This window comes from Chryseobacterium cucumeris, from assembly GCF_001593385.1.
Classification (GTDB): Bacteria; Bacteroidota; Bacteroidia; order Flavobacteriales; family Weeksellaceae; genus Chryseobacterium; species Chryseobacterium cucumeris.
On the sequence record NZ_LUVZ01000045.1, the window covers coordinates 53,933 to 80,919 of the forward strand.

At 36.7% G+C, this 26,987-nt stretch carries 26 protein-coding genes; 11 read left to right on the top strand and 15 right to left on the bottom strand.

The genetic code is table 11. From position 1 onward, the window contains the following. Positions 1–2 precede the first annotated feature (2 nt). The 3 genes from A1704_RS20970 to A1704_RS20980 form a co-directional block, all read right to left on the bottom strand. On the bottom strand, positions 3–1,223 hold the full coding sequence (locus A1704_RS20970) for a beta-ketoacyl-[acyl-carrier-protein] synthase family protein (RefSeq protein WP_062675965.1): 1,221 nt from the start codon (positions 1,221–1,223) through the stop codon (positions 3–5). Between the two features lie 106 nt (positions 1,224–1,329). After that, positions 1,330–2,061: a 3-oxoacyl-ACP reductase FabG gene (gene fabG / locus A1704_RS20975; protein ID WP_062675966.1), complete on the bottom strand. Its 732-nt coding sequence runs from the start codon at positions 2,059–2,061 to the stop codon at positions 1,330–1,332. Positions 2,062–2,142: 81 nt separating this feature from the next. Then, positions 2,143–3,663, bottom strand: coding sequence for an HAL/PAL/TAL family ammonia-lyase (locus A1704_RS20980; RefSeq protein WP_062675967.1), 1,521 nt, complete (start codon positions 3,661–3,663; stop codon positions 2,143–2,145). Positions 3,664–3,761: 98 nt separating this feature from the next. Here A1704_RS20980 and A1704_RS20985 point away from each other — a divergent pair, with 98 nt between their 5' ends. Next, complete coding sequence (locus A1704_RS20985) at positions 3,762–5,018, top strand: NAD(P)/FAD-dependent oxidoreductase (protein ID WP_062675968.1); 1,257 nt, start codon at positions 3,762–3,764, stop codon at positions 5,016–5,018. A 31-nt stretch (positions 5,019–5,049) separates the two neighbouring features. Here the strand turns inward: A1704_RS20985 and A1704_RS20990 are convergent, their stop codons facing one another. From A1704_RS20990 to A1704_RS21000, 3 genes are all read right to left on the bottom strand, one after another. Next, positions 5,050–5,649: a hypothetical protein gene (locus A1704_RS20990; RefSeq protein WP_062675969.1), complete on the bottom strand. Its 600-nt coding sequence runs from the start codon at positions 5,647–5,649 to the stop codon at positions 5,050–5,052. 74 nt (positions 5,650–5,723) lie between these two features. Then, on the bottom strand, positions 5,724–7,016 hold the full coding sequence (locus tag A1704_RS20995; RefSeq protein WP_062676121.1) for a phenylacetate--CoA ligase family protein: 1,293 nt from the start codon (positions 7,014–7,016) through the stop codon (positions 5,724–5,726). A 76-nt stretch (positions 7,017–7,092) separates the two neighbouring features. Continuing rightward, positions 7,093–8,781 carry a M23 family metallopeptidase gene (locus tag A1704_RS21000; RefSeq protein ID WP_062675970.1) on the bottom strand — a complete coding sequence of 563 codons (1,689 nt, stop codon included), beginning with the start codon at positions 8,779–8,781 and terminating at the stop codon, positions 7,093–7,095. Between the two features lie 451 nt (positions 8,782–9,232). On the opposite strand from A1704_RS21000, the gene ileS reads away from it, so the two are divergent. The 7 genes from ileS to trpS all read left to right on the top strand — a co-directional run bounded on the left by ileS (position 9,233) and on the right by trpS (position 16,151). After that, on the top strand, positions 9,233–12,628 hold the full coding sequence (ileS, locus tag A1704_RS21005) for an isoleucine--tRNA ligase (RefSeq protein WP_062675971.1): 3,396 nt from the start codon (positions 9,233–9,235) through the stop codon (positions 12,626–12,628). 58 nt (positions 12,629–12,686) lie between these two features. Further along, entirely contained in the window at positions 12,687–13,067 is a 381-nt protein-coding gene (locus A1704_RS21010; RefSeq protein WP_002983772.1) for a TraR/DksA family transcriptional regulator, read from the top strand. 78 nt (positions 13,068–13,145) lie between these two features. Then, entirely contained in the window at positions 13,146–13,397 is a 252-nt protein-coding gene (locus A1704_RS21015; protein ID WP_062675972.1) for a DUF6576 domain-containing protein, read from the top strand. Positions 13,398–13,413: 16 nt separating this feature from the next. Continuing rightward, on the top strand, positions 13,414–13,608 hold the full coding sequence (locus tag A1704_RS21020) for a DUF2683 family protein (protein WP_062675973.1): 195 nt from the start codon (positions 13,414–13,416) through the stop codon (positions 13,606–13,608). Continuing rightward, positions 13,608–14,249, top strand: coding sequence for a lipoprotein signal peptidase (locus tag A1704_RS21025; RefSeq protein ID WP_034692496.1), 642 nt, complete (start codon positions 13,608–13,610; stop codon positions 14,247–14,249). Before A1704_RS21020 ends, A1704_RS21025 begins: the two co-directional genes overlap by 1 nt. A 15-nt stretch (positions 14,250–14,264) precedes the next feature. Then, positions 14,265–14,909 carry a SanA/YdcF family protein gene (locus tag A1704_RS21030; RefSeq protein WP_062675974.1) on the top strand — a complete coding sequence of 215 codons (645 nt, stop codon included), beginning with the start codon at positions 14,265–14,267 and terminating at the stop codon, positions 14,907–14,909. A gap of 273 nt (positions 14,910–15,182) precedes the next feature. Beyond that, positions 15,183–16,151, top strand: coding sequence for a tryptophan--tRNA ligase (trpS, locus tag A1704_RS21035; RefSeq protein WP_062675975.1), 969 nt, complete (start codon positions 15,183–15,185; stop codon positions 16,149–16,151). A 65-nt stretch (positions 16,152–16,216) separates the two neighbouring features. Here trpS and A1704_RS21040 read toward each other — a convergent pair whose 3' ends face one another. From A1704_RS21040 to A1704_RS21075, 9 genes are all read right to left on the bottom strand, one after another. Beyond that, the gene (locus tag A1704_RS21040) at positions 16,217–17,503 is read right to left on the bottom strand and encodes a sensor histidine kinase (RefSeq protein ID WP_062675976.1); all 1,287 of its coding nucleotides are present in this window, start codon (positions 17,501–17,503) and stop codon (positions 16,217–16,219) included. Continuing rightward, positions 17,503–18,174, bottom strand: coding sequence for a response regulator transcription factor (locus A1704_RS21045; protein WP_062675977.1), 672 nt, complete (start codon positions 18,172–18,174; stop codon positions 17,503–17,505). The genes A1704_RS21040 and A1704_RS21045 overlap by 1 nt, the downstream gene beginning before the upstream one ends. A gap of 205 nt (positions 18,175–18,379) precedes the next feature. Beyond that, complete coding sequence (locus A1704_RS24250; RefSeq protein ID WP_117753124.1) at positions 18,380–18,586, bottom strand: PepSY-like domain-containing protein; 207 nt, start codon at positions 18,584–18,586, stop codon at positions 18,380–18,382. A gap of 35 nt (positions 18,587–18,621) precedes the next feature. Next, positions 18,622–19,071 (bottom strand): PepSY-like domain-containing protein, encoded by a 450-nt coding sequence (locus A1704_RS21050; RefSeq protein WP_062675978.1) that lies wholly within the window; start codon positions 19,069–19,071, stop codon positions 18,622–18,624. A 212-nt stretch (positions 19,072–19,283) separates the two neighbouring features. Continuing rightward, positions 19,284–19,979: a YjjG family noncanonical pyrimidine nucleotidase gene (locus A1704_RS21055; RefSeq protein ID WP_062675979.1), complete on the bottom strand. Its 696-nt coding sequence runs from the start codon at positions 19,977–19,979 to the stop codon at positions 19,284–19,286. A gap of 203 nt (positions 19,980–20,182) precedes the next feature. Then, positions 20,183–20,773 (bottom strand): RNA polymerase sigma factor, encoded by a 591-nt coding sequence (locus A1704_RS21060; RefSeq protein ID WP_062675980.1) that lies wholly within the window; start codon positions 20,771–20,773, stop codon positions 20,183–20,185. A 195-nt stretch (positions 20,774–20,968) separates the two neighbouring features. Then, the gene (locus A1704_RS21065) at positions 20,969–21,460 is read right to left on the bottom strand and encodes a hypothetical protein (RefSeq protein WP_062675981.1); all 492 of its coding nucleotides are present in this window, start codon (positions 21,458–21,460) and stop codon (positions 20,969–20,971) included. An 85-nt stretch (positions 21,461–21,545) separates the two neighbouring features. Beyond that, positions 21,546–22,826 (bottom strand): methionine adenosyltransferase, encoded by a 1,281-nt coding sequence (gene metK / locus A1704_RS21070; protein WP_062675982.1) that lies wholly within the window; start codon positions 22,824–22,826, stop codon positions 21,546–21,548. 236 nt (positions 22,827–23,062) lie between these two features. Further along, the gene (locus A1704_RS21075; RefSeq protein ID WP_034692517.1) at positions 23,063–24,013 is read right to left on the bottom strand and encodes a LysR substrate-binding domain-containing protein; all 951 of its coding nucleotides are present in this window, start codon (positions 24,011–24,013) and stop codon (positions 23,063–23,065) included. A 131-nt stretch (positions 24,014–24,144) separates the two neighbouring features. Here A1704_RS21075 and A1704_RS21080 point away from each other — a divergent pair, with 131 nt between their 5' ends. The 3 genes from A1704_RS21080 (at position 24,145) to A1704_RS21090 (ending at position 26,981) form a co-directional block, all read left to right on the top strand. Further along, complete coding sequence (locus tag A1704_RS21080) at positions 24,145–25,632, top strand: catalase (protein ID WP_062675983.1); 1,488 nt, start codon at positions 24,145–24,147, stop codon at positions 25,630–25,632. A gap of 105 nt (positions 25,633–25,737) precedes the next feature. After that, positions 25,738–26,505 carry an enoyl-CoA hydratase/isomerase family protein gene (locus tag A1704_RS21085; RefSeq protein WP_062675984.1) on the top strand — a complete coding sequence of 256 codons (768 nt, stop codon included), beginning with the start codon at positions 25,738–25,740 and terminating at the stop codon, positions 26,503–26,505. 53 nt (positions 26,506–26,558) lie between these two features. Continuing rightward, on the top strand, positions 26,559–26,981 hold the full coding sequence (locus A1704_RS21090; RefSeq protein WP_007844123.1) for a deoxycytidylate deaminase: 423 nt from the start codon (positions 26,559–26,561) through the stop codon (positions 26,979–26,981). Positions 26,982–26,987 lie beyond the last annotated feature (6 nt).

Consider the following 26,987-nt stretch of genomic DNA (forward strand, 5'->3'; position numbering starts at 1 on the left):
TTTTAATCAAATTTTTTAACTATTAGTGCAGAATTGGTTCCCCCAAACCCAAAAGAATTCGACAAAAATACATCAATTTTTTGATTTTTTGTTTTTGCAACTAAATTTATCTTTTGTGCTTCATTATCAGGGTTTTCCAGATTAATATTGGGAGCAACAAAATCGTTCTGCATCATCAGAATGGAGTAGATAACTTCACTTGCACCTGCCATCCAGCACTCATGTCCGGTCATGGATTTGGTAGAACTTACCGGAACTTCGCTCCCGAAGATCTCATAGATGGCTTTTGCCTCGTTGGCATCACCAATTGGAGTAGAAGTTGCGTGAGCATTGATATAATCGATGTCTGAAGCTTTTAATCCTGACTGTTTTAAGGCTCTGTCCATTGCCAAAGCCGGTCCATCCACGTTTGGTGTTGAAATATGCCCTCCGTTGGAAGAGAAACCGTACCCGATAATTTCTGCAATAATCGGAGCGCCTCTTCTTTGGGCAGATTCCAAGCTTTCAACAATCAGACTGGCAGCTCCGCCACTTGGAATCAATCCGTCTCTTTCTGCATCGAAAGGTCTGGATGCTTTTGCAGGCTCATCTTCTCTGGCTGAGAACACTCCCAATCCGTCAAAGCTCGCCATGGAATATTTGTTGGTTTCCTGAGCTCCGCCGCAGATAATCATATCCTGGAAACCATTTTTAATCATCATATAAGCCAGTCCTAAAGAATGAGAACCGCTTGCGCATGCTGCGCTGATGGTAAGATTGATTCCTTTCAGTTTAAAAATCGTAGAAAGGTTCATCGTTACCGTTGAATTCATTGATTTGAAAATCGCTCCCGATCCCATCAATGTTGTATCTTTCTTTTCCCTTGCAATATCGATAGATTCTACGACTGCCTGAGAAACACTGTCATTTCCGTATAAGATCCCCACTTCATGAGCATCCAAGAATTCTTCATCTAGATTTGCCTGTTTTAAAGCATCAAGCGTAGCAAGATAAGCATATTCGCTTTCTTCTCCCATACTGACACGCTGGCGTCTGTTTAAAAGATTTTTCAGATCAGGCTTTGGAACAACTCCTGTGAGGCCAGACCTAAAACCAAATTCTTTTCTGTCCTGATCTAAAACAATACCGGATTTTCCTTGATATAGGGATTCCCTGACCTCTTCTAAAGACGTCCCGATGCAGGAATAAATTCCCATTCCGGTAATTACAACCCTATTTTCCATTTGTTTATATTGAATTTAACAATGTATCAGTCTAGTAATGTAACAATCTTTTCATTGATATCAATCAACATTGGTACACCGGTACATTGGTATATTGTTAGATTATTTATGAATAAATTCCTCCGTTAATATTAATCACTTCACCTGTAATGTAAGAAGATTTTTTAGATGCTAAAAATGCGACAAGATCTGCCACTTCTTCTGCTTCTCCAAATCTGTTGGCAGGAATCATTGCTTTAAGCTCATCTTCATTAAACTCCTGGGTCATATCCGTTTTGATGAAACCCGGTGCAACGGCATTTACCGTAACATTTCTTTTGGCAACTTCCTGTGCAAGGGCTTTTGTAGCACCTACCAAAGCTCCTTTCGCAGCAGAATAATTTGTCTGCCCGGCTGTTCCTTTTACTCCGGATACAGAAACCATATTGATGATTCTTCCGTATTTGTTACGAAGCAGCTTTTGAATAAAGAAATTGGTCACATTGAAGAATCCGTCCAGACTTGTATTGATCACACTATTCCAGTCTTCCTTCTGCATCCACATAAAAAGACCGTCTCTTGTGATTCCGGCATTATTGACGATCACTTCTACCACGGCATCAGGATTTTTCTCCTGCCACTCCGTTAAAACAGCTTGTGTTTCTTCGCTGTTTCCTACATCAAATTTAAGAATTTCTCCGGTAGCACCCAATTCTTCCACTTTAGCCAACGTTTCTTTGGCTGCCGTTTCATTTGAAGCGAAGTTGATAAGGATGTGATAGTTTTTCTCTTCAGCCAGTTTTATACAGATTGCTCTCCCGATTCCTCTGGAGCCTCCTGTTACAATTGCACATTTCATGCGTTAGTGTTTATATCGTTTTTAGTTTTTTAAGTTGATGCTGGAAGCCTTTTTTAAAAGACAATTGATGGCAACCAATAGTTACATTCCTTTCAGATATTTCTTTACTTCCTCCAAATACGGATACATAACCATATCGTCTGAGAAAGCAGGAATAATTTTTCTGATATCATCATACAGTTCTTTTGTAGAGGATGAAACCTTATCCTGGAATCCAAGATATTCAACCGCCTGAATGATGGTAATAGCTTCAATAGCCAAAACTTCAAAGGCATTTTCAATGACTTTTCTACAAATTACAGCAGCGTTTGTTCCCATACTAACGATGTCCTGGTTATCGTTATTGTTTGGAATACTGTGAACATACATAGAATTTGACAACATCTGGCTTTCTGCCGTGGTAGAAGTTGCTGTAAACTGTACACCCTGCATCCCGAAATTGAAACCTAATTTACCTAAATTGACAAAAGGAGGTAGAATTTCGTTGATTTTAGCATTCAGAAGGTAGTTTAGCTGTCTTTCTGCAAGCATGGTAAGTTTGGTTACCACAATTTTAAGCTTGTCCATTTCCAAAGAGATATAATCCCCATGGAAGTTTCCTCCGTGATACACATGCTGGTCTTCAACGTTGATAATTGGATTATCATTCGCTGAATTGATCTCATTCTCAAGAACTTTCTCCGTATATTCCAATGTATCCAATACCGGACCTAGAATCTGAGGAACACATCGTAAAGAATAATATTCCTGAACTTTTTCCTTGAATACTTTTTCCTGTTCTTCAAAATGGGTATACAGATGTTCTTCTCTTTTTCTGATCAGTTTACTGTCTGCCAGGTGAGCACGCATTCTTTCTGCCACTTTCTGTTGACCGTAGTGTTTCTTAGTTCCGTTCAAGGCTTCTGACAAATGATCATCATAAGCCTGTACAATCTCATTGATGGCACAAGAAAGTCTAAGAGAAATATCAGTAAGCTGATTGGCTTTATAAGCATTTACGATACCGATTCCTGACATTACGGAAGTTCCGTTCATCAATGCAAGACCTTCGCGGATCTCTACTTTGATCGGTTCTAAGCCTTCAACTTCAAAAACTTCTTTGGTAGATTTTCTTTCTCCATTGTAAAAAACTTCTCCTTCTCCAATCAATACCAAAGCCAGGTGAGCCAGCTGAACAAGGTCACCGCTTGCTCCTACTCCTCCATGTTCAAAGATCAACGGGGTAATATCTCTGTTGATCAGCTCCTGAAGCAGATAAATAACAGACTGGTGCACTCCTGAATTCCCTAATGATAAGGTATTCAATCTTGCAAGCATACATGCTTTTACTTCTTCTACAGGCAAAGGGTTTCCAATTCCTGAAGAGTGGCTTCTTATCAGGTTATACTGAAGCTGGTGTGTATCTTCATCACTGATTTTAAACTGAGCCATTGGCCCAAAACCGGTGTTCACACCATATATTACTTTATTTTTTGAAAACTCTTTTAAAAACTGAAAACTTTTATCCACTCTTGATAAAAGTGATTCATCCAGTTCTATTTTTTCATTCTCAATGATAATTTTTTGAAAGTCTTTCAGTTCTAAAAAGTTATTTATTTTCATCAATTAAAAGTAATAGTTGATAATTTTGTAAAATATTAATTATTTGTCACTAATTTTGCGGCAAAGATAAAAGTTATTATTAAAATAAAAAATCAAAGATGAGCAAAGAATTTGTTGACGTTCTTGTAATCGGAGCCGGACCCTCCGGATGCGTGTCTTCTTCGTACCTGAAGAACAATAACGTCAGCGTAAAAGTAGTCGAAAAGACAAAATTCCCCAGACTCGTAGTTGGAGAAAGCTTAATTCCAAGGGTAATGGACCACTTTGAGGAGGCCGGACTTTTCCCTGCATTAGATAAAATGGGCTTTGAAAAAAAGCTTGGAGCTCGTTTTCTTCGTGGTGACGAAGTCTGCATTTTTGATTTCAGCAACAAATTCGGGGAAGGCTGGGACTGGACCTGGCAGGTTCCGAGAGCTGATTTTGATAATACGCTTGCTCAGGAAGTCATTAACAAAGGAATCGATCTTGAGTTTGAAACTGAGGTTATAGACATCAAATTTGACGGAACAAATTCTATAACTACGGTAAGAAATAAGGATGGAGAAACAAAAGAGATCCATGCTAAGTTTGTTATCGATTCCAGTGGCTACGGAAGAGTTTTACCTCGCCTGCTTGATCTTGAAAAACCTTCAAAACTATCCCCTCACTCTGCGATTTTTTCTCATGTGAATGATATCAACAGAGAACCGGGAGAGGAAGGAACTTTGATTTCTTTTGACATTATTGAAACAGAAGTATGGCTTTGGGTAATTCCTTTTTCCAACGGAAACACAAGTTTAGGAATTGTAGGTCCTACTGAATATATTGACAAATTATCTGAAAACGGAGATACAACGGAAGCTTTAAGAAAAGCTATTTCTCTTTCTGAATATTATGTAAAACGTTTTGGAAATGTAGATTTCCTTTTTGAACCTAAACATCTGAAAGATTATTCCTGTTCAGTAAAAAGTTTATTCGGAGACGGATTTGCTTTAACAGGAAATGCCTCTGAATTCCTTGATCCGGTTTTTTCTTCAGGAATGGCTTTTGCCACAGAATCCGGAATGCTGGCCGCCAAACTGGCATTAAGACAATTAAACGGAGAAAAAATTGACTGGCAGAGGGAATACACAGACTACATTTTATATGGAGTGGATGTTTTCACCACCTATGTAAAAGAATGGTATACCGGAAATCTTCAGGAATTATTCTTCCATCAACCGGAAAATCCGGACGTAAAGAAAAAGATCTGTGCTGTTTTAGCAGGCTATGTCTGGAATAAAGACAATCCTTTTGTGAGAAAGCATGATACAGTTATTAAAAACCTTGCAAACCTGATCAAGCTGGAAAAACAGGAACAGCAAAATCAAGCATAAAAAAACGGTCTGAAAATTCAGACCGTTTTTCTTATTTTAAAGCATTTTTAATAGCTTTACCCAATTCTTTTCCTGTTTTTTCATATGCAGCGGATATTCTTCCGTATTCCATACGATAGCTACCTTTACTTCCTATCCCTTCAATCTTATCACCCTGAACTTTAGTTAAAACTTTAGATGGATTTTCAGTTTCAACAAATATCATTTCTGATGATAATTTAGCAGGCTGTGTTACAAACCCAGTCCATCCGGCGTAGATCCATTTTGTATGCAGTATTAAGGTGTACTTTGCCGAAGCTCCTTTAGTGAATTTTATTTTTTTCGCTTTACCATTTACTCCTTCAATAAACTTATCAAAAAAAACTGATTCCTTATGCTTTTGCCATTCTTCATCCCATTCTTTCCAGGATTGCTCGCCTTTCTTAGCCAATGTCTCTGTTTTTCTTCTTTCAAGATACTGGGCTTCAGTATAATTATCTGCCTGAAAAAGAGGATTTTCAAATTTAAACTGAACATTTACCTCAGTCTGATCTTTCAGAAAGTCAAAATTTCCAGATTCAATATTAATTTTGTCCTGGGCAAAAGTTGCCGTGGTAATGGCTGCAAAAAGCAGCAGAAATAATTTTTTCATAGTGTATTAGTTTTACTATTCAAGCCCCAAAGATATATAAAAAGACCTCTGTTAATTATTCTTTAGGTTTAATTTTATCTTAAGTCAATAAAAGTGATTGGCTTTCTGCTGTTTGGATTAAAAACTGTTTTAGAAAGAACATCAAAATCTATGATTTCAATTTTGGGACTTACTCTCAGTTTTGCACGGAAGTGATCTCTCACTTCATTGACAAACCCTTCGTGATCTGCTTCTGTACTAAGTTTAATGATAATCTCATCAAGTCCGATTTCGTTGGACTGAATCACAATCTGGTAGCATAAGATAGTATTAAAATCATTCAAAATATCATTCATAGCAGGAGGATACAGCGTTGTCCCTTTGTATTTGATCATCTGCTGCTTTCTTCCTACAACAGGTCCTAGCCTCATCGTATTTCTTCCGCACTGGCATGGCTCATAGTGGGCTTTTACAAGATCTCCGGTTTTAAACCTCAACAAAGGAATGGCTTCCACTCCCAAAGTCGTAATCGTAAGTTCACCGCTTTCTCCTTCTTTTACAGGGTTTCCTTCATCATCCAGGATTTCTGTAATAATCAGTTCCGGATGGTGATGTCCTCCGATCTGGAATTCACACTCTGTAAAAGCAGTGCTCATTTCCGTAGAAGCATAGGTAGAAAAGAGTTTGATGTCCCATTTTTCCTTGATTTTCTGTGAAAGAATATTATCTGTAAAATTCTGATTCTTGATGCTTTCTCCAATACATACAGCCCCATAAACACTGGAGTTTTTATAATCCAACCGGTGTTTTTCAGCGTAATCAATCATTTTCAACAGAAAAGAAGGAACGGTAATCAAATATTTTGGCTTGTATCTGAAAATAGAATCCCATTGCAGTTCAGGAATTCCCGGTCCCATTCTTACTACGCTTGCCCCCATTTTTCTTAAACCAAGAAAATAAGCAAGCCCAGCCATAAACCTTTTATCTATGGTGGTAATCATCTGCACAACATCTCCTTTCTGAATTCCTGCACAGGCGAAAGATATCGCTTCATTGTACGCAAGCCTTTCCAGATCACTGTCAGACAATCCGAAAGTCACCGGATCTCCCAATGTTCCAGAAGTGGTACTGTAATCCACAATTTTATCCGGTGGTATGCAGAAAAAATCATGATTGTACTGCTGAAGATCATTCTTTGTGGTGGTAGGAATCTTCTGAAGGTCTTCCAAAGTACGAATATCCTCAATAGTAATATTATTTTCTTTGAATAGTTTCTGATAAAACGGCGAATGAGTTTCAAGATACCTCAAAAGCTCATGAAGTTTTTCTTCCTGAAACAATTTGATTTCCTGAATCCCTGCTTTCTCGATTGACGGATGAAATTCCAATGATTTTAATTTTTTAAAAGGCAAATTTATCTAATTAAAATTAAAAGATTTAAAGATTCAAGTATTAAAAGATGAATTATCTCCTAAACGTAAAAGTTTGTGTATTGGTATTCCCGGCAGTATTGATAGTTGTTACTTTTAAAGTATGAGAACCACTTCCTTTAGGACATTTTTCATCAAAAATGTAGACAAAATTATCTTTTACACGGGTAAACCTCAACCATTTGCCATCCAGTTCGGCACGGAATGAAATAATATCACCCACTTTCGTTGTTCCTTTTAAGAGTAATAAACTGCTATTAACTAATGCTCCTTCTGCCCAGCCTGATGAAACGGATGGAAGATTATTGTCAATCAACAATTTTGCGGTACCCAATCTGTTGAATTTCCCTTCTGCCCAATCACCATTCCATTTTACCTTGACAACGGTTTTATCACTGCCATAGTCAAGAAGAATAATGGCTTTATCTTTTTCTGTATTGGTTAATTTTCTATTCGGTTTTATTTTCAAGGTATATTCATCCTGAACGGGAATATATGGATTATGCAAAACAATCGTATTTGAAACTGCATTCGGATCTGTATCAGGTTTTTCATAGGCACTGAAATTTACAGCATCATACATGGCATTTTTACTAAAAGCAATCTCTGTATTTTCTGTGGTAATGATTTTCCCTTGATTAGCCATTATTGTTTTTGCAGTATAAGATATTTTCTCTAAAGTTTTACTTAACTGAACTTTTGTTGTTAAGCGGCTTGTATTTCCTTTGACATCTTTCAGGACAATTTCAATGGCATGAACATTTTCATCCTGAAGTTTGATAATCCCACTTAAATTTGGAAGACTATAATGCTGCAGTTTCATTCCAGGTAAATCAGACAGGTGCTGGATTCCCATTTTATCTCTTATGAATTTGGTATAATCTATACAACCGTTGATGTATCGGGTATCATCATAGTGGATCTTATCAATTTTAAAACTGTACATCAGATTGCCATCCATAAACAGTTCTGTCTGATAAATACCAAGATTAAATCCTTTGTTGGCTTTATCTACAGCTTTAATGGCAAAACTTATCTCCGGAGAACTCACCTGAATAAGATTAGCCGTATAAGCATTTCCCTCTTTTTTTACGGCAATATTATTTGCTCCTGGTTCATACGTACTGAAACGTCGGTCATACCAATACAATCCGCTAATAATCGGGGCAATATTATCAGGAATGGCAAAGCCAAAAAGTAACGGATTTAAGCATTCCTCTGTTTTGGTATCTCTTATTTCAAAGTGCAGGTGTGGTCCTGCGGAACCTCCGGTATTTCCACTTAAAGCAATCTGCTGTCCTTTCTCCACAGGAAACTGTCCGGGCTGAAAAGTAATATCCTGTTCCCACTTTTCGTCTTTATATTGCCTCTCCTTTACGTATTCATCAAGTTGATTGAAATATTTATTCAGGTGAGCATATACCGTGGTATAACCATTGGGATGAGTGATGTACACTGCATTTCCAAATCCGTACCGTTCTACTTTTATCCTGCTTACATAACCTTCTGCAGCGGCAAGAACCGGCAGATTTTCCTGGCTGTTGGTTCTCAAATCCAGTCCCATGTGAAAGTGGTTGGTCCGCACAGCACCAAAATTGGCAGCGAGCTGCATGGGAATGTTTAATGGATTTCTGAAATAATTTTGAGGGTAATTATTTTGAGCTTGTACAATGCCTGTGTTGATAAAACAAACAAAAAGCATCAGGTAATAAAAGATTTTCATACAGCATTTGGGTTTAGTAGGTCTACTTAAATGTACAAAATTTCTGCCAATCAGTGCTTCGTACTCTAGCCAATCTTCGAATCAATTTTGTTTTTCACACCCCATATTTCCCCTGCTGAGTGAAACGTCTTTGCGATCGATCTTACATTATCCATACATCTTTGTGAACTTTGCGTTACCATTAAGTTTTGGCTAAAGCCATAAATAAACTTTATTATTCAAGTGAGCTAAAGTCCACTTCTATTGAATATACTGCATAAAATCTCACATAAAAGTTGTCAGAAAAAATTCATTTATTCACTATTCACCATCCACTTTCCCCCACTTTCTTTATTATATTTCTGAAATTGAACTTTTTAATAGAAATTACCTAAATAAAACATATATTATAAACCGACAAATTTTAGTAAATTTGCAGACTTAATTAATCAACGATATTGAGATATTTACAATGAGCCAATTTAAAGAATACAAAAACCTCAACCTTATTGACGTAGCAGAGAATGTAGCGGAATTTTGGAAACAAAATAAAACCTTCAATAAGAGTGTTGAGATTCGTCAGGGAAATCCTGAGTTTGTTTTTTATGAAGGTCCGCCTTCAGCAAACGGTATGCCTGGAATTCACCACGTAATGGCAAGAGCATTGAAAGATATTTTCTGCCGTTACCAGACTCAGAACGGAAAGCAGGTTTTCCGTAAAGCAGGCTGGGATACGCATGGTCTTCCTGTGGAACTGGGTGTAGAAAAAGAGTTAGGAATCACGAAAGAAGATATTGGCAAAAAAATCTCTATTGAAGACTATAACAAAGCTTGTCGTGAAGCCGTGATGCGTTATACCGATGTTTGGAATAACCTTACGGAAAAAATCGGATATTGGGTAGACCTTGATGATCCGTACATCACGTACAAGTCAAAATATATGGAAACCGTTTGGTGGTTGTTGAAGCAGTTGTATAGCAAAGATTTGTTGTACAAAGGCTACACTATCCAGCCTTACTCTCCAAAAGCAGGAACAGGACTTTCTTCTCACGAGCTGAATCAGCCCGGAACCTATCGTGATGTTTCGGACACAACGGTTGTGGCTCAGTTTAAAGTAAAGAAAGACTCTTCAGCATTGTTCAATGATGTTGACGGAGATGTTCATATCCTTGCATGGACGACCACCCCGTGGACACTTCCATCCAATACGGCTCTTACCGTAGGGAGAGATATTGAATATGTTTTAGTTAAAACTTTCAATCAATATACATTTGAACCTGTAACAGTGGTTTTATCCAGCGTTCTTTTACCTAAAGTTTTCGGTAAAAAATACGCAGAAGGTACAGATGAAGATTTTGCCAACTATACTCCGGAAACGAAAGTAATCCCTTTTAGAATACTAAAAGAATTTACAGGAGAAAAACTTATTGATACAAGATATGAGCAATTAGTTCCGTGGTTTACACCTAATGACAACCCTGAGAATGCATTCAGAGTGATTCTTGGTGACTTCGTAACCACAGAAGATGGTACAGGTATCGTTCACACAGCACCTACTTTTGGTGCGGATGATGCGAGAGTTGCTAAAATGGCTCAGCCTGAGGTTCCACCGATGTTGGTAAAAGATGAAAATGAAAATCTTGTACCATTGGTAGATTTACAGGGTAAATTCATCAAAGGAGATAATGTTCCTGCGGTATTCTCCGGAACTTATATCAAAAACGAATATTACGACGAAGGAACTGCTCCTGAGAAATCATGGGATGTGGAACTTGCCATCCTGTTGAAAACAGAAAACAAAGCCTTCAAAGTAGAGAAATATGTCCACTCCTATCCACACTGCTGGAGAACAGATAAGCCGGTATTGTATTACCCGTTGGATTCATGGTTTGTGAAAATGACTGCTGTAAAAGACAGACTGGTTAATTTAAACAAAGACATCAACTGGAAGCCAAAAGCTACGGGTGAAGGACGTTTTGCCAACTGGCTGGAAAATGTAAACGACTGGAACCTATCCCGTTCAAGATATTGGGGTATTCCGTTGCCGATCTGGAGAACAGATGACCTGAAGGAAGAAAAGATCATTGGTTCTGTAGAAGAGTTATACAACGAAATTGAGAAATCAATTGCAGCAGGACTGATGACTGAAAACCCGTTCAAAGGTTTCATCATCGGAAATATGGCAGAGTCTAACTATGAACTTGTGGATCTTCACAAAAACGTGGTTGACAAAGTGGTATTGGTTTCTGATTCAGGAAAAGCAATGAAACGTGAAAGCGACCTGATCGACGTTTGGTTCGATTCAGGGTCTATGCCTTATGCCCAGTTGCATTATCCTTTTGAGAATAAAGAATTAATCGACAATAATAAAGCATTCCCGGCTGATTTTATCGCAGAAGGTGTTGACCAGACGCGTGGATGGTTCTATACGCTTCACGCTATCGGAACTGCTGTGTTTGATTCAGTTGCTTATAAAAATGTAATGAGTAACGGTCTTGTTCTGGACAAGAACGGGCAGAAGATGTCAAAACGTTTAGGAAATGCCGTAGATCCGTTCGAAACACTTGCTGTATACGGACCGGATGCTACGCGCTGGTATATGATCTCCAATGCCAACCCATGGGAAAACCTGAAGTTTGACATCGAAGGAATCGACGAAGTAAGAAGAAAGTTCTTCGGAACCCTTTACAATACCTATTCATTCTTTGCTTTGTATGCGAATGTAGATGGCTTTAACTATTCAGAAAAAGAAGTGGAAAACCGTCCGGAAATCGACAGATGGATCCTTTCTGAGCTTAATCTTCTGATCAAAGAGGTGAAAGCATTCTATGAAGATTATGAGCCGACAAGAGTAGCAAGAGCGATCAGTACTTTTGTGAACGATAACCTGAGTAACTGGTATGTAAGATTATGCAGAAGACGTTTCTGGAAAGGAGACTATTCTGATGACAAAATCTCCGCTTACCAAACTCTATACACGTGTCTTGAAGTAGTAGCAAAATTATCCGCTCCTATTGCTCCGTTCTTTATGGATCAGTTATATCAGGACCTGAATAAGGTAACAGGTAAAGAAAACTGTGAATCTGTACACTTAACAGACTTCCCGGTAGCAGATGAAAGTTTAATCGATCAGGATCTGGTTGAAAAGACTCATCTGGCACAGAACATTACAAGTATGGTTTTCTCATTGAGAAAGAAAGAAAATGTAAAAGTTCGTCAGCCTTTACAAAAAGTATTGGTTCCTGTACTGGATGCTAAAACAGAAGAACAGATTCTTGCGGTTGCAGATCTGATCAAGCAGGAAGTGAACGTGAAAGAATTACAGTTAATTAATGCTGAAGAAGCATCCCATTTAATTGTAAAACAGATAAAACCGAACTTCAAAGCACTTGGTCCTAAATTAGGAAAAGATATGAAGGTGGTAGGTGCAGAGATTAGCAACCTTACAGCAGAACAGATTTCCACACTTGAAAAAGAAGGGAAAACAGACGTTCAGGGATATGAGATCACTCTTGATGATGTGGAAATTTCTACAAAAGATATCCCGGGATGGACAGTAACTTCTGATGGAAAAACAACTGTGGCATTAGATTTGACGTTAACCGATGAGTTAAAATCTGAAGGGATCGCAAGAGAATTCATCAACAGAATTCAGAACCTGCGAAAAGACAAAGACTTTGATCTGACAGACAGAATTTCAATCACATTGGAAGAAAGCTCTCCTTTCCTGAATGAGATTAAGAAAAATGAAGAATATATTTCTTCCGAAGTCTTGTCAAATAAAATAGAAATTGTATCTTCACTTTTAAATTTTAACGAAATCGAAATAGATGAGGTTAATTTTAAGATAAATGTTGAAAAAAATTAACCTGTAGTTATTATATTTCAAATTCCATTTCATAATTTTATTAAAAAAGAGAAAGAATATGTCAGACGAAAGAGTTAGATACAGCGATGCTGATTTACAGGAATTTAAAGCGATCATTAAAGAAAAAATAGAAAAAGCAGAAAAGGATCTTCAGCTTATCAGAGAAAGTTTTATCAATGACCAGAATAATGGTACTGATGATACTTCTCCTACTTTCAAAGCTTTTGAGGAAGGAGCAGAAACGCTAAGCAAAGAGCAGAATTCTATTTTGGCAGGAAGACAGGAAAAATTCGTGCGTGATCTTAAAAATGCTTTGATCAGAATCGAAAATAAAACGTACGGTGTTTGCAGAGTAACAGGAAAACTGATTCCTAAGGAAAGACTTTTAGCCGTTCCTCACGCTACGCTGAGCATCGAAGCGAAAAACATGCAAAAATAACCGTAAGGTTTGTAAAATAACATTGGGTTTATATCGTATTTACGGATACTTTATAAACCTAATTTTTAATGTATACCCATGAACGAATTATTAATTTTGGGAGTGATCATTGCCGTAGTTATATTATTTTTCAACAGAGAATGGATCAAAAACAGATTCTTCCCTGATCGGAAAAAAAATTATAATTATACCATTGATGATCAATTCAATTCTGATAAACGCGAGCGGGAGAAAGAAATCGACAGACTTTTGAGTAAGATGGGCAAAAACGGAGTGAATGATCTGTCTGAGAAAGACAGGAAAAGACTTGATGAGCTGTCCAAAATGTAAATAATAAATATAAGAAATGGAATCTATCATAGTACATCCTAAGAATTCTATGGAGCTGAGTGCACTGAAAAGCGTACTCAAAGAAATGGGCATTAAATTTGAAAAAGCACATGTTAAGAGCTCTTTCAATGGACAGAAAGTGGTCAAGAAAGCAAGCGATAATAAAAATGTAAAGCCGGCTTCAAAGCCTTCAAAACCTAAAGGACAATAATGAAAAAGATCTTAGCAATAACACTTTTAGTGTTATTCATTGACCAGGCTTCAAAAATTTATATCAAAACCCATTTTGAACTGAATGAGAGCATTCCTGTTATCAATGGTTTCTTTAACAAAACTTTTGTGGAAAATCCCGGAATGGCCTATGGATTTCATTTCGGAGGAATTATCGGGAAATATTTTCTGGTTATCCTCAGAGTTTTCCTGATCGGAGGGATGATCTATATGTTCAAAAAATGGTTGAAAGAAGGAGCTTCTAATTATCTTTTAGTTCCCATGGCGATCATTTTTGCAGGCGCTATCGGAAATCTTATTGACGGAATGTTCTATGGAATGATCTTCGACAGCGGAACAGTTTATGACGCCAGCACTGACCGATGGATTGGCTATGGCGGAATTTCCAAACTTGTTCCTTTCGGACACGGATATTCCACATTTATGAAAGGATGTGTAGTGGATATGCTTCATTTCCCGGTGGTAGACTGGTACGTTCCTGAAAGCTGGCCTTTGATAGGAGGAAAACATATTGAGTTCTTTAAATATATTTTCAATGTTGCTGATTCTGCGATCACAGTAGGTGCTGCATTCTTATTAATATTCAGAAAAAAAGCTTTCCCGAACGGTCTGGAGTTTTAAAAGATATATTTTCGGATGAAAAAAATAATCAAAAATATTTTTAAATTTTTCCTGCTTCTTTTCGTTGCAGGAATTATTTTTATTGCCTGGGCAAATTACAGCATCAAAAGGGACAGCGCACCATTTCTTTCCTACAATACTGCTGATGTACCACAAGTAAAAACCGCATTATTACTGGGAACCGGAAAACTTCTGAGCAATGGAACTCCAAATGCTTATTTCTATAACAGAATTAAGGCTGCAAGTGATTTATACAAAAGCGGGAAAATACAATACATCATCGTTAGTGGTGATAACAGCACCAAGGATTATAACGAACCTGAAGATATGCAGCTGGCATTGATGCAGGAAGGAATTCCACAGGATAAAATTATTTTAGACCATGCCGGATTCAGGACGCTGGATTCCGTGGTAAGAGCAAAGGATATTTTCAGCCAGACAAAACTGATCATTATCTCTCAGAAGTTTCACAATGAAAGGGCCGTTTTCCTGGCCAGAAAAAATGGTATGGAAGCCTTTGGATACAATGCAGCGGATGTGAATAAGTATGCAGGTTTAAAGACCAATTTAAGAGAGTATTTTGCAAAAGCTAAAGCCTATTGGGATCTTCTTTTTGGTGTGGAACCGAAATTTGGAGGAGAAAAAATTGTGATTCCTTAATATTTTTCCCACGGATTGCACAGATTTTCACGGATGATGCGTAAAGAGATATAGATTATTGAAGGTTGATACGTTTTGGCTAAAGCCAATGGATAGATGTTGAATTTTAAGCTGGCTGGGCTGAAGCCCACCCCTATTGAATTTTAATAACAACATCTTTTATCTTTTATCTTTTATCTTTTATCTTTTATCTTTTACCTTTTATCTTTCGTTATTCCCGTCAAACCTCGTAAATTTGCTATTCATTAATTTTTAAATATAAATTGTAAACAAATGTCAAGAATTCTTACCGGCATTCAAGCCACCGGAACACCCCATCTTGGAAATTTATTAGGGGCCATTATTCCTGCTATTGAGTTATCCAAACAGGAAGGAAATGAATCATTTTTATTTATTGCGAATCTTCATACGCTTACACAGATTAAGGATGCGCAGACTTTAAGACAAAATACCTACGAGATTGCTGCGGCTTGGCTTGCTTGTGGATTGGATACTGAAAAAACATATTTCTACAGACAAAGTGATATCGCTGAAACCTGTGAACTTTCTTGGCATTTATCATGTTTTTTCCCATACCAAAGATTAACATTAGCCCATTCATTTAAGGATAAAGCTGACAGACTTCAGGATGTAAATGCCGGTCTGTTTACCTACCCTATTCTGATGGCTGCAGATATTTTACTGTATGATGCTGAAATTGTACCTGTAGGAAAAGATCAGCTTCAGCACCTGGAATTTGCAAGAGATGTAGCTTCAAGATTCAACAACCAGATGGGTGAAATTCTTGTTCTTCCACAATCTGAACTTCAGGAGGACACTAAATATGTTCCCGGGACAGACGGACAGAAAATGTCAAAATCAAGAGGAAATATCATCAACATTTTCTTACCTGAAAAGGAGTTGAAGAAACAGGTGATGAGCATTGAATCAGATTCCAAGTCTTTAGAGGAACCTAAGGATCCTGAAACGGATAAAACATTCCAGATTTATCAGCTGATTGCTACGCCTGAACAGACTGAAGCATTAAGAGCAAAATATCTTGCCGGAAACTTCGGATACGGACATGCTAAGAAAGAATTGCTGGATCTTATCCTGGTACGTTTTGAGAAAGAAAGAGAAACGTTCACTTATTACATGAATAATCTTGATGAACTTGAAGCAAAACTTCAGCAAGGAGCAGAAAAAACAAGACCTATCGCGCTGGAAACACTTAAAAGAGTAAGAACAAGTTTAGGATTTTAATCCTGAGTTTTAAACATAAGAAAGCCTTTCGTCTGAAAGGCTTTTTCTATTGATATAAAGTATTATTAATGGGCATTATTCTTTGTCAGAATAAAGTAATGCATCTGATCTCCATATTCGTAATTAATATCCCAGCCCGGATATTGCTTGATAATGGTTTTGATGATAGACAGCCCTAATCCTGTAGAAGTATGATCTGATCCCCGTTTATAGAAACGGTTAAAGATTCTGGAATTATCTAAAGGTTCAGCACTTCCGCTGTTTTGAAATGTTATCCGATTATTTTCCACGATAATGTTTAAAATCCCTTCCTGATGGTTATATTTAACTGCATTTTTAAGAAGGTTGGATAAAAGAATATCTGCAAGATCCTGATTAAAATCCGCAACAAATTTTCCTTTCTCAATAATACTGACCTCTACTTTTTTGAATGCAATGAAATCTTCATAATTCTGAACTAATTGAGCGATCATCACATTAAAATCAACATCTGAAGTTTTATTAAACTGACTGTTTTCAATTTTGGAAAGCATTAATAACGATTTGTTTAACCCAACCATTCTTCTCAGATCATTCTTTACTTCAGTAAGAAAAGTAAGGTTCTTTTTATCAAGATCATCATTCTGGATCATCAGATCAATTTTATTAATCACGATAGCCAAAGGAGTCTGAAGCTCATGGGAAGCGTTTTCAATAAACTGTTTCTGCTGATAGAAAACCAATTCATTACGTTCAATCATTTCATTGATTTCCACATTTAATTCTTCAAATTCGGTGATCTTATAGTTCTGCTTTTCCTGAGAAAAAGGAATTCCAAACTGATATTTTTTAAGTTTATCCAATATCTGATAGAATGGTCTCATAGCTTTATTAAGGAGATATCCGTTAACTGCTACGATACTTATCACCAAAAGGATATAAAGCACAATTAAGGCTGTTGTAAGATCATATATCAATTCGTCTTCTTCTACCGTAGATGTTCTGATGACAAGCCGCTGATGCCCTTTGAACTGATCAATAAAGTCGGCTTCCAAAACCCTGTAAGGCTGGTCTTTATCATCATATTCCATATAATACATCTTATTGTACAGCCTGCTTTTATTCTGATAATCTGCGGCTTTGATCGGATTGATTTTAAATTCATTGAATCCAAATTCATTATTCTTCAAAAGCTGAGGATTAAGATAAACAGCTTTAATAATCTGTATTTTTCTATCTCTTAAACCATCATCTACATTATCGTGTACTTCATCCAGAATGTAGGCATAAAAAAGACCTGCCCATACTGCTATAATCAGCAGCAGGATCATGATCAGGTATTTTATCGTGTAATATTTTAATGAAGTCTTCATCAGATGAATTTATATCCTATTCCATATACAGCCTGGAAATCAGCTTCTGCATTGAGGGTTTTCAGTTTTTTACGAAGATTTTTAATCTGGGAATATATAAAATCCAGGCTGTCCGCCTGATCGATATAATCTCCCCAGATGGCTTCTGCCAGTGTTGTTTTTTGTAAGGTCTTTTCCGGATGAATCACAAAATAATAGAGAAGGTCATATTCTTTACGGTTAAGAACAAGCTCTTCATCACCTACTTTCACCGTTCTGTTCTCCGGGTCAATGCTGATATTTTTGTAGCGGATGATATTTTCGCCATCCTGATTTTTCCTTCTGATCACAGATTTGATTCTCGCCATCAGTTCTGCAAGATGGAAAGGTTTAGCAAGATAATCATCTGCTCCTATTTCCAGTCCGGCCACCTTATCATCTACTGAGTCTTTGGCAGAAAGGATGATCACAGGGTCTTTCTTGTGCATTTTTTTGATCTCTTTCAGCAGATCGATTCCGTTTCCGTCAGGCAGCATGATATCCAGCAAAATACAGTCGTATTCGTAAGAAATAATTTTTTCCAGTCCGCCACTGTAATTTTCTGCATACTCTACAATGAAGTGTTCTGCCTCCAGAAATTTCTGTACGGTATCTTTCAGTTCGGGTTCATCTTCTACTATTAAAATCTTCATATTCCGGATCTATATGCTCTGGTGCACGATTAACTTATGTCAAATATAGGAAATTATAAGGAGGGAAGCTGGAGAAAGGAATATACATCCGAAAGTCTACGATAATATCATCAGTATAAGGGTTATATGATAAATTACTGATAATAAATCTACAAAATGGAAATGCTCTCTGCCGGATTCCCTCAGGTTCTTTTTCATAAAGAATCTAATTTGATTTCACATTCAGGCCATCTGCATCAAAAACAAGACACAGACCATTCATCAAATGAATTTTGTAAGCACTGTATTCTTTTTCAATAGAATCAATGATGCTGCAAGGATGATTTCTTGTCATAAATGATACCATATTCTTTCTAATCTGAGCAGAAGACATCTTTCTTCCGTTACTCTTTATTACATTCCAATTGACCATAGTATTACTATTTAGTGTTTGTATTCGGTTAAGTGTTAATCATCGATTCTTTTAAAATTCCCGTTTCTATCGAATTCAAGCTCCAATCCATTGGAAAGTTCTGCTTTATAAGACCATCTTTTCTTTTCAATCTTAATAATGTAAGTGTTAGGAAAGTTTTTCGTGATGTAATTTCTGATTGAAACAGGAATGAAACCATATGGAATTTTCTGGTGTTTTCCATCTACTTCTTTCCAGTTTCCATTGCTGTCAAACTCCATTTTCATTCCGTTCGTCAGATATACTTTGTACTCATCTACTCCATAGATTTCTCTGTCTTCTATTGCCGAGGTCACAGGTATTCCTTTAAAATGAGCAGCAAGAAAGTTTTTAGCTGTTTTCGGTAACTGATTCGCATTGATTGCTCTGTCCTGTGCGGCTACTAAGCCTCCCACTAATAAAAAAATAATCATTAATACTCCTGTGATTTTCTTTACATTTTTCATACTATTACATTTTCTGTTATTATTATGAAGCAAAGTTGCTAATCAATTTGGGAAAGAATTGGGAAAAATGATTTTGGTGGAGAAATTTAAGTTAACCACACATTGAAACAGATGATCACCAACGTTTGTATTGATTTCTGAAAATTGAAAACAGAAAAGCCACTAAGACGGTCTTAGTGGCTTTTTATCAAATCTTATGATCTTATATATTTCTATAAATATTCTTTGATCTGCTGAAGATGGGTAATGGCTTTTAAACCTTCTTTCTGCTTATCTTCTTTATAAACATCGAAGAAGATCGCATCCATTCCGAAATCTGTAGCTCCCATGGCATCTGCAATCCAATCATCCCCAATCAGAATACTTTCTTCTTTGCTGGCTTCAGAAAGGCCTAATGAATATTCAAAAATCCTTGGATTGGGTTTTCTTACCCCTACTGCATCTGCACTGGTAATAGTCTTAAAATAAGGTGCAATTCCGGACAGGGTACATTTCCTTTCCGTTACTTCCTGAAAACCATTGGAAATAATGTGCAGTGTATAATTTTTAGCTTTCAGATATTCCAAAACATCTTCTGCACCTTCTACCAATTCGTTATGACTCACAATATTATCAAGGAAGTTTTCTTCAAAATAAAGGGCAAGCTCTTTATTATCTACTCCAAAATGTTTGAATGAATCATAAAAACGGTGTTCTCTCAAGTACTCTTTGCCAATAATTCCGTCTCTGATCTTTTCCCACAACTCTTCGTTAATATTGTGATAGACAGAATGAAACTCTTCAAAATCAATATGATATTTTGAAGTAATTTCCTGTTTTTCAAAAAGATCTTTAATGGTAAGATAGGCATTTCTGCGGTGATCCCAGAGTGTATTATCCAGGTCAAAAAAAACGTGCTGCATTTTCATACAGCACAAAGTTAATAATTTTAATTTTTTGTAATAGGATAATTTTTGCTCTTGCTTTTCACAATCTCAAGGCTTTTGGAAAAATTCAGCAAAAAATCAATTGTTTGTTTCTTAGGTTTCAAAGTTTTCACTTTTAAGGAGTCATTTTTTTTCATAAGCGAAGTATGTTTTCCTTAAAAACGTGAAATTTTACAAAATATTATTTATCTGGTTAATATTATATTGTTTTCGTCCATGATTTTTCTCAGGTTTATCAGTGCATACCTTACTCTTCCTAGCGTAGTATTAATGCTCATCTCTGTATGGTCTGCAATTTCTTTGAAACTCAGACCATCAAAAAACCTCAGTTTGATTACCTCCTGCTGGTTTTGTGGCAAAAACAGTAACATCCTCATAAGATCCTCCTGAATCTGGTTGGTCACAAGCTGGTCCTCAATATTTTCTGAAGGTTCTCTGATCAAATCAAAGATAGAATATTCATCTGTTTCAAAAGTAGTTTCTGAAACTTTGATATTCTTGGATTTTGATCTGAAATGATCAATGATTAAATTGTGGGAAATTCTTTTCGCCCAAAGAATAAATTTGCCTTCTTCGTTATAGCGTCCTTCTTTCAGCATGACAATAATCTTCATGAATGTATCCTGGAAGATATCGTTAGCTAAATCTTCATCATTAATTTTGTAAAAAATGAATGTAAAAAGTTCTCTCTGATGACGGTGAATGAGGGTTGATAATGCATTCTCATCACCTTTCTGGTAAAGGGAAATTAGTAAACTATCCGATTTTGATTTCATAACTCTTCTCAATATAAATATTTGCAGACAGGCATTCTACCAGATATTTCTTCTGGCCTTTGCTGTATAAACAAAACAGTTCTAGAGTAGAGTCTCTTCTATAGGCAGTAGTACAATTATTATGATGTAAATATAATAATTTTTTAATAACTGTTAACCTATTATTAAATTTTATAGAGAAAAATCTAAAAAAAATCATTTAAACATGTCATGAATAAAGACTGTAGGAACATTTAATGTAAAATTAATATTCAGTCCTTTCATCTCTTTGCCGTTCAGTCGGGTATCTCCGATAGGAAAAGCATAACCTCCTGTAAGATCAAGCATCCCAAATAAGGTAACTCCTATCTTAGGGGCAATGTATTTATTGGTTCCTTCCACACCTGCTAAAAAGTAATATGAATGATAGAAGTCTACATTCTTTTCAAAATTAAGAAGGACATCAGCCTGTAGTTTGGGCATAATAGCAAATTTAGAATCCACAGATCCCATCATTGCAGATCCTCCTACTCTGTAAATCACATCATCATTTTTAAGGAAAAGTAATTTACCTCCTATTTCACCAAAACTTTGATTTTGGTAAGTATACCCTACACTGATCATTTTATGCATGGTATATTGAGCTTTTACTAATGTACTTAGCAAAAACAGAGACATGGCAGCAACTACAGTTCGAAAATTCATCATCTTTCTATATTATTAAGGTGTAAAATTAAAAAAAACTGCCTTATCCAAAGATAAAGCAGTTCATTTATTATTCTTTAAAGAGAAATTAAATTCCAAAAGCAGCTTTAATTTCCTCTACTTTGTCTAGTTTTTCCCATGTAAAGAACTCAAGCCCTTCTAATGTAAGCTCATTTTTATGTCCTTTATTGAAAGTTTTATCAGCTATATAGTGCTCTTTACCCATATGCCCGTAAGACGCTGTTTCCTGATAAATAGGATTTCTTAATTTCAAGTTCTGCTCAATAGCATAAGGCCTTAAATCAAAAATAGCAGAAACTTTCTTAGCGATATCTCCGTCATGAAGGTCTACTTTCGCAGTTCCATAAGTGTTGATGTATAAACCACAAGGTTCAGCTACTCCAATGGCGTAAGAAACCTGTACCAAAACTTCATCCGCTACTCCGGCAGCCACTAAGTTCTTAGCAATATGTCTTGTTGCGTAAGCCGCACTTCTGTCCACTTTAGAAGGATCTTTTCCAGAGAAAGCACCACCACCGTGAGCTCCTTTCCCTCCGTAGGTATCAACGATGATTTTTCTACCTGTAAGACCTGTATCTCCGTGAGGTCCTCCGATTACGAATTTCCCAGTAGGATTGATGTGATATTTGATCTGATCGTTGAATAAAGCCTTGATTTCTTCAGTTTGCTGTGCAACAACTCTTGGAACCAGAATATTTTTGATATCCTCACGGATTTTGTTCAGCATTTCTTCTTCACTTCCAAAGTCATCATGTTGGGTAGAAACTACGATAGAATCTATTCTGATTGGTTTATGATCGTCAGAATACTCAATGGTTACCTGGCTTTTTGCATCCGGACGAAGATAAGTGATTTCCTTATTTTCTCTTCTGATAGCAGAAAGTTCTTTCAGGATCGTATGGGCAAGATCCAATGCAAGAGGCATATAGTTTGCCGTTTCATTGGTAGCATACCCGAACATCATACCCTGATCTCCTGCTCCCTGTGCATTTGCTTTAGCTTCGAAAGACTCATCATTTACAGCTCTGTCAACTCCTTGGTTGATATCAGGTGACTGCTCATGGATAGCAGAAATAACTCCGCAAGAATCTCCGTTGAACATATATTCTCCTTTCGTATACCCGATTCCGTTGATTACTTCTCTGGCAATGGTCTGTACATCAAGGTAAGCATCTGATTTTACTTCTCCTGCCAATACTACCTGTCCGGTCGTTACAAGAGTTTCACATGCTACTTTTGAATCTTTATCATAGGCTAAGAAATGGTCGATTAATGCATCGGAAATCTGATCGGCAATTTTATCCGGATGTCCTTCTGAAACTGATTCAGATGTAAATAAATAAGACATATAATTCTTTTGTTTTTAAAGATTTAAAAAATTGTATTGCGAAAAATATGAATGAAATTGCCCAGAAAAAAGAATACTGTTTTAGCATTTTTTTATAGAGGTTGCAATCAGGTCAAATTTTTCCTCGTAATAAACGTCAGCAAATTTAAGTACTATTTTCGTAATACTCAAAAATTTTGTTTATTAATTATACTTTTATTTAAATTGATGATTTCTATCACTTTAAAGCATTTCCATTACTGAGGCTTAATGCTTACAAATTCTTTCGGACTTTCGTGGTAATTCAACTTAAGTTCTAAAGAAGTTTTGATAGAATGTGATAATTCATCAATAATTTTTTGCTTAAAAGTCGGTTTATAGTAAATAATACTGATTTCCCGATACGGGAAAGGTTTTTTAAATCTGAAAACATTTTTCTTCTGCTCTTCTGAAAGCTGGCTCAGTGCCAGTTCCGGCAGAATACTGATTCCTCCTACTTTATCTACCATGTGTACCAGAGTCTGGATATTGGAAGCTAAGAAATCTAAATTTTTAGGTTTCAGGGTATTTTCTTTAAGGTGACAAATATTTTCAAACTGATTTCTCAGACAGTTCCCTTCTTCAAGAAGCCATACTTTCTCTACATTCAGATCTTCCGGAATGATATAAGAATTCTTTTTGTTAGCTTCTGTATTGGAACTGTAAATCATCAACTCCTCATTGAACAGAAAATCCTGATAAAACTCGTCAGCGGTATCGTAAGGAGTGGAAATAATTCCGGCATCTAACTCTCCTGCTTTCAGCGCTTTAATAATATTATCAGTTGTCATTTCTTTTACATTCATCTGAATCTTCGGATTTTCCTCCAGGAATTTGAAAATCTCTGTTGGCAGAATGAAAGAAGACACCGTAGGAATGATTCCCAGATTGATAGTTCCTCCTAGAATATTATTCAAAAGATTGGCTTTGTTTTTCAGCTCATTGACAGACTCGATAATTACCTTTGCCTGATCAATAATCTGAAGACCTACATCCGTGGTACGAATCGGGTGAGTAGTTCTGTCGAAAACCTTTACATCCAGTTCATCCTCAAATTTCTGTATCATGGCACTTAACGTAGGTTGGGTAATAAAACACGCCTGAGCGGCCTTACCAAAATGTTTATACTTATCAACGGCGATAAGATACTCCAGTTGCTGAATGTTCATTTGATTAATATTATCTATTACAAAGATATAACGTTTTTGCTATTAGCAATTAAAAATTCAAGTAAATTTGATATTCATTACCTTTACACTGGATTTAGGAAAAAGAAACAATTATTCAAATCATCAATTATATGGATTCTAAAAAATTAACGTTAAGTAACGGCGCACCTTATTTTGAACATCAGGATTCACAGACGGTAGGACCAAGAGGCCCGGTATTGCTGCAGGACTTTATTCTTCAGGAGAATCTTGCGCATTTCGTTAGGGAAAGAATTCCTGAAAGGATTGTGCATGCCAAAGGAAGCGGAGCTTACGGAACGTTCACTGTAACACACGACATCAGCCAGTACACAAAAGCAAAGCTGTTTTCAAAAGTAGGAAACTCATGCAGAATGTTCGCAAGATTTTCCACTGTGGGAGGCGAAAAAGGAAGCGCAGATACGGCAAGGGACCCGAGAGGTTTTGCCTTAAAATTTTATACCGAAGACGGAAACTGGGATCTTGTAGGAAACAATACTCCCGTATTCTTTATTAAGGATGCAAAAAAATTCCCTGATTTTATTCACACTCAGAAAAGAGTGCCGAAAACCAACTTAAAAAGCGCCACGATGATGTGGGATTTCTGGAGCTTAAACCCGGAATCACTTCATCAGGTTCTTATACTAATGTCAGACAGAGGAACACCTCACGGCTACAGACATATGCACGGTTTCGGATCTCATACTTTCTCCATGATCAACGATAAAAATGAAAGAGTATGGGTGAAATTCCATTTTAAAACAAAACAAGGCGTAAAAAACTTTACGGAGGAAGAAGCCGTAAAAATGGCCGGAGAAAACCCGGACTTTGCACAGGAAGACCTTTGCAACGCTATTGAAAATGGGGATTTCCCTAAATGGACGATGTACATTCAGGTAATGACAGAAGAACAGGCAAAAGATTTCAGATGGAATCCGTTTGATGTAACCAAAGTATGGTTCCACGATGATTTCCCTTTGATTGAAGTAGGAGAAATGGAACTGAACGAAGTACCTGTTAATTATTTCGCCCATGTGGAACAGTCTACTTTTTCACCAAGTAACTTAATTAACGGAATCAGTTTCTCACCGGACAAAATGCTTCAGGGAAGATTATTTTCATATCCTGACGCTCATCGTTACAGAGTAGGTGTCAATGCTCATCAGCTGGAAGTGAACAGATGTCCATTTGAAGTCAACAACTACCAAAGAGATGGTTATATGGCGGATTCAAGCCAGTACAAGGACAAACCTAATTATCATCCGAACAGTTTTGATGATATTAAAGCAGATTCATCTTATAAAAACTATGAATATGAGTTAGACAGTGCTCATGTTGCCAGCTACAACAGAAATGACAATGACAGTGATCACTATACCCAACCAGGGCTTTTGTATTCAAAAGCAATGAATGCTGAGGACAGAGATCATCTGATCAAAAATATTGTAGGCAGCATGAATGGCATTACAGGACCTAAAAAGGATGAGATTATCAACCGACAGCTATGTCACTTTTTCCGTGCTAACATAGAGCTTGGCATGAAAGTGGCTTCTCAACTAAACGTCAATATTGATGCAAATATGATGAATCATTCCAAATAATCATATTGAATGATAAATTAAAAAAAAGGAAAAAAAAATAATATTTTTTCCTTTTTTTTGTAAAAAATTCATAATTTGCAAAGGATGATATTTTAAAGTGGAAAAATGAGTTACGAGAACATATTATTAAAAAAAGAAGATAAATTATCTATTATTACCATAAACAGACCTGAGAGTTTAAATGCTTTAAATGCCAAAACAATTCAGGAAATCAGTACCGCACTGGATGAGCTTAACGCTGACACTTCATGTAGAGTCATTATCCTTACCGGAAGTGGAGAAAAATCTTTTGTAGCGGGAGCTGATATCAAGGAATTCAGTGAATTCGGACAGGAAAAAGCTGAAGAACTTGCAAGAAACGGACAAAATACATTGTTCAACAAGATTGAAAATATGTCTAAACCTGTCATTGCAGCCGTAAACGGTTTTGCATTAGGAGGAGGTTTGGAGCTTGCCATGGCATGCCACATCAGATATGCATCGGAAAACGCCAGATTAGGACTTCCTGAAGTAACACTTGGATTGATTCCAGGATACGGAGGAACTCAGAGGCTTCCAAAGCTTGTAGGAAAAGGTATTGCCAATGAAATGATCTTCTCTGCCAAAATGATCCCTGCTCAAAAAGCAAAAGAGATCGGACTGGTGAATGAAGTATACCCTATTGAAGAATTATTAACCAAAACGAAAGAATTAGCAAACACGATTGCCTACAATTCACCAATGGCAATATCGAAGGCTATCAATGCCGTGAATTTATCGGATACGGAGAAAGGTTTTGAAACTGAAATCAAATATTTCGGAGAACTTTTTGAAATGGAAGATAAGAAAGAAGGAGTTACTGCGTTTCTAGAGAAGAGAAAACCTAACTTCTAAATCTTTCTAAAAGATTTTAATCCAAATTATTTCGAAAAAAACAATGCTGCGGTATGAATAAGTTTGATAAAGCTTATCTAAAAATGGCTCAGGAATGGGCAAAACTCTCCTACTGTAAGAGAAAACAGGTGGGAGCTCTTATCGTAAAAGATAGGATGATTATTTCAGATGGTTACAACGGGACTCCTTCGGGATTCGAAAACTGCTGTGAAGATGAAGATGGAAAAACACACTGGTACGTATTGCATGCGGAAGCCAATGCTATATTAAAGCTGGCTGCCTCTACCCAATCTGCAAAAGGAGCAACGTTATATTTAACGCTGTCTCCCTGTAAAGAATGCAGCAAGCTGATTCTGCAGGCAGGGATTACGAGACTGGTGTACATTAATGAGTATTCGGATGACGATGGAATATCGTTCCTGAGAAACCATAATATTGAAATAGAACAAATATCGGACTGTGAACTAAAAAAATAAGCACAA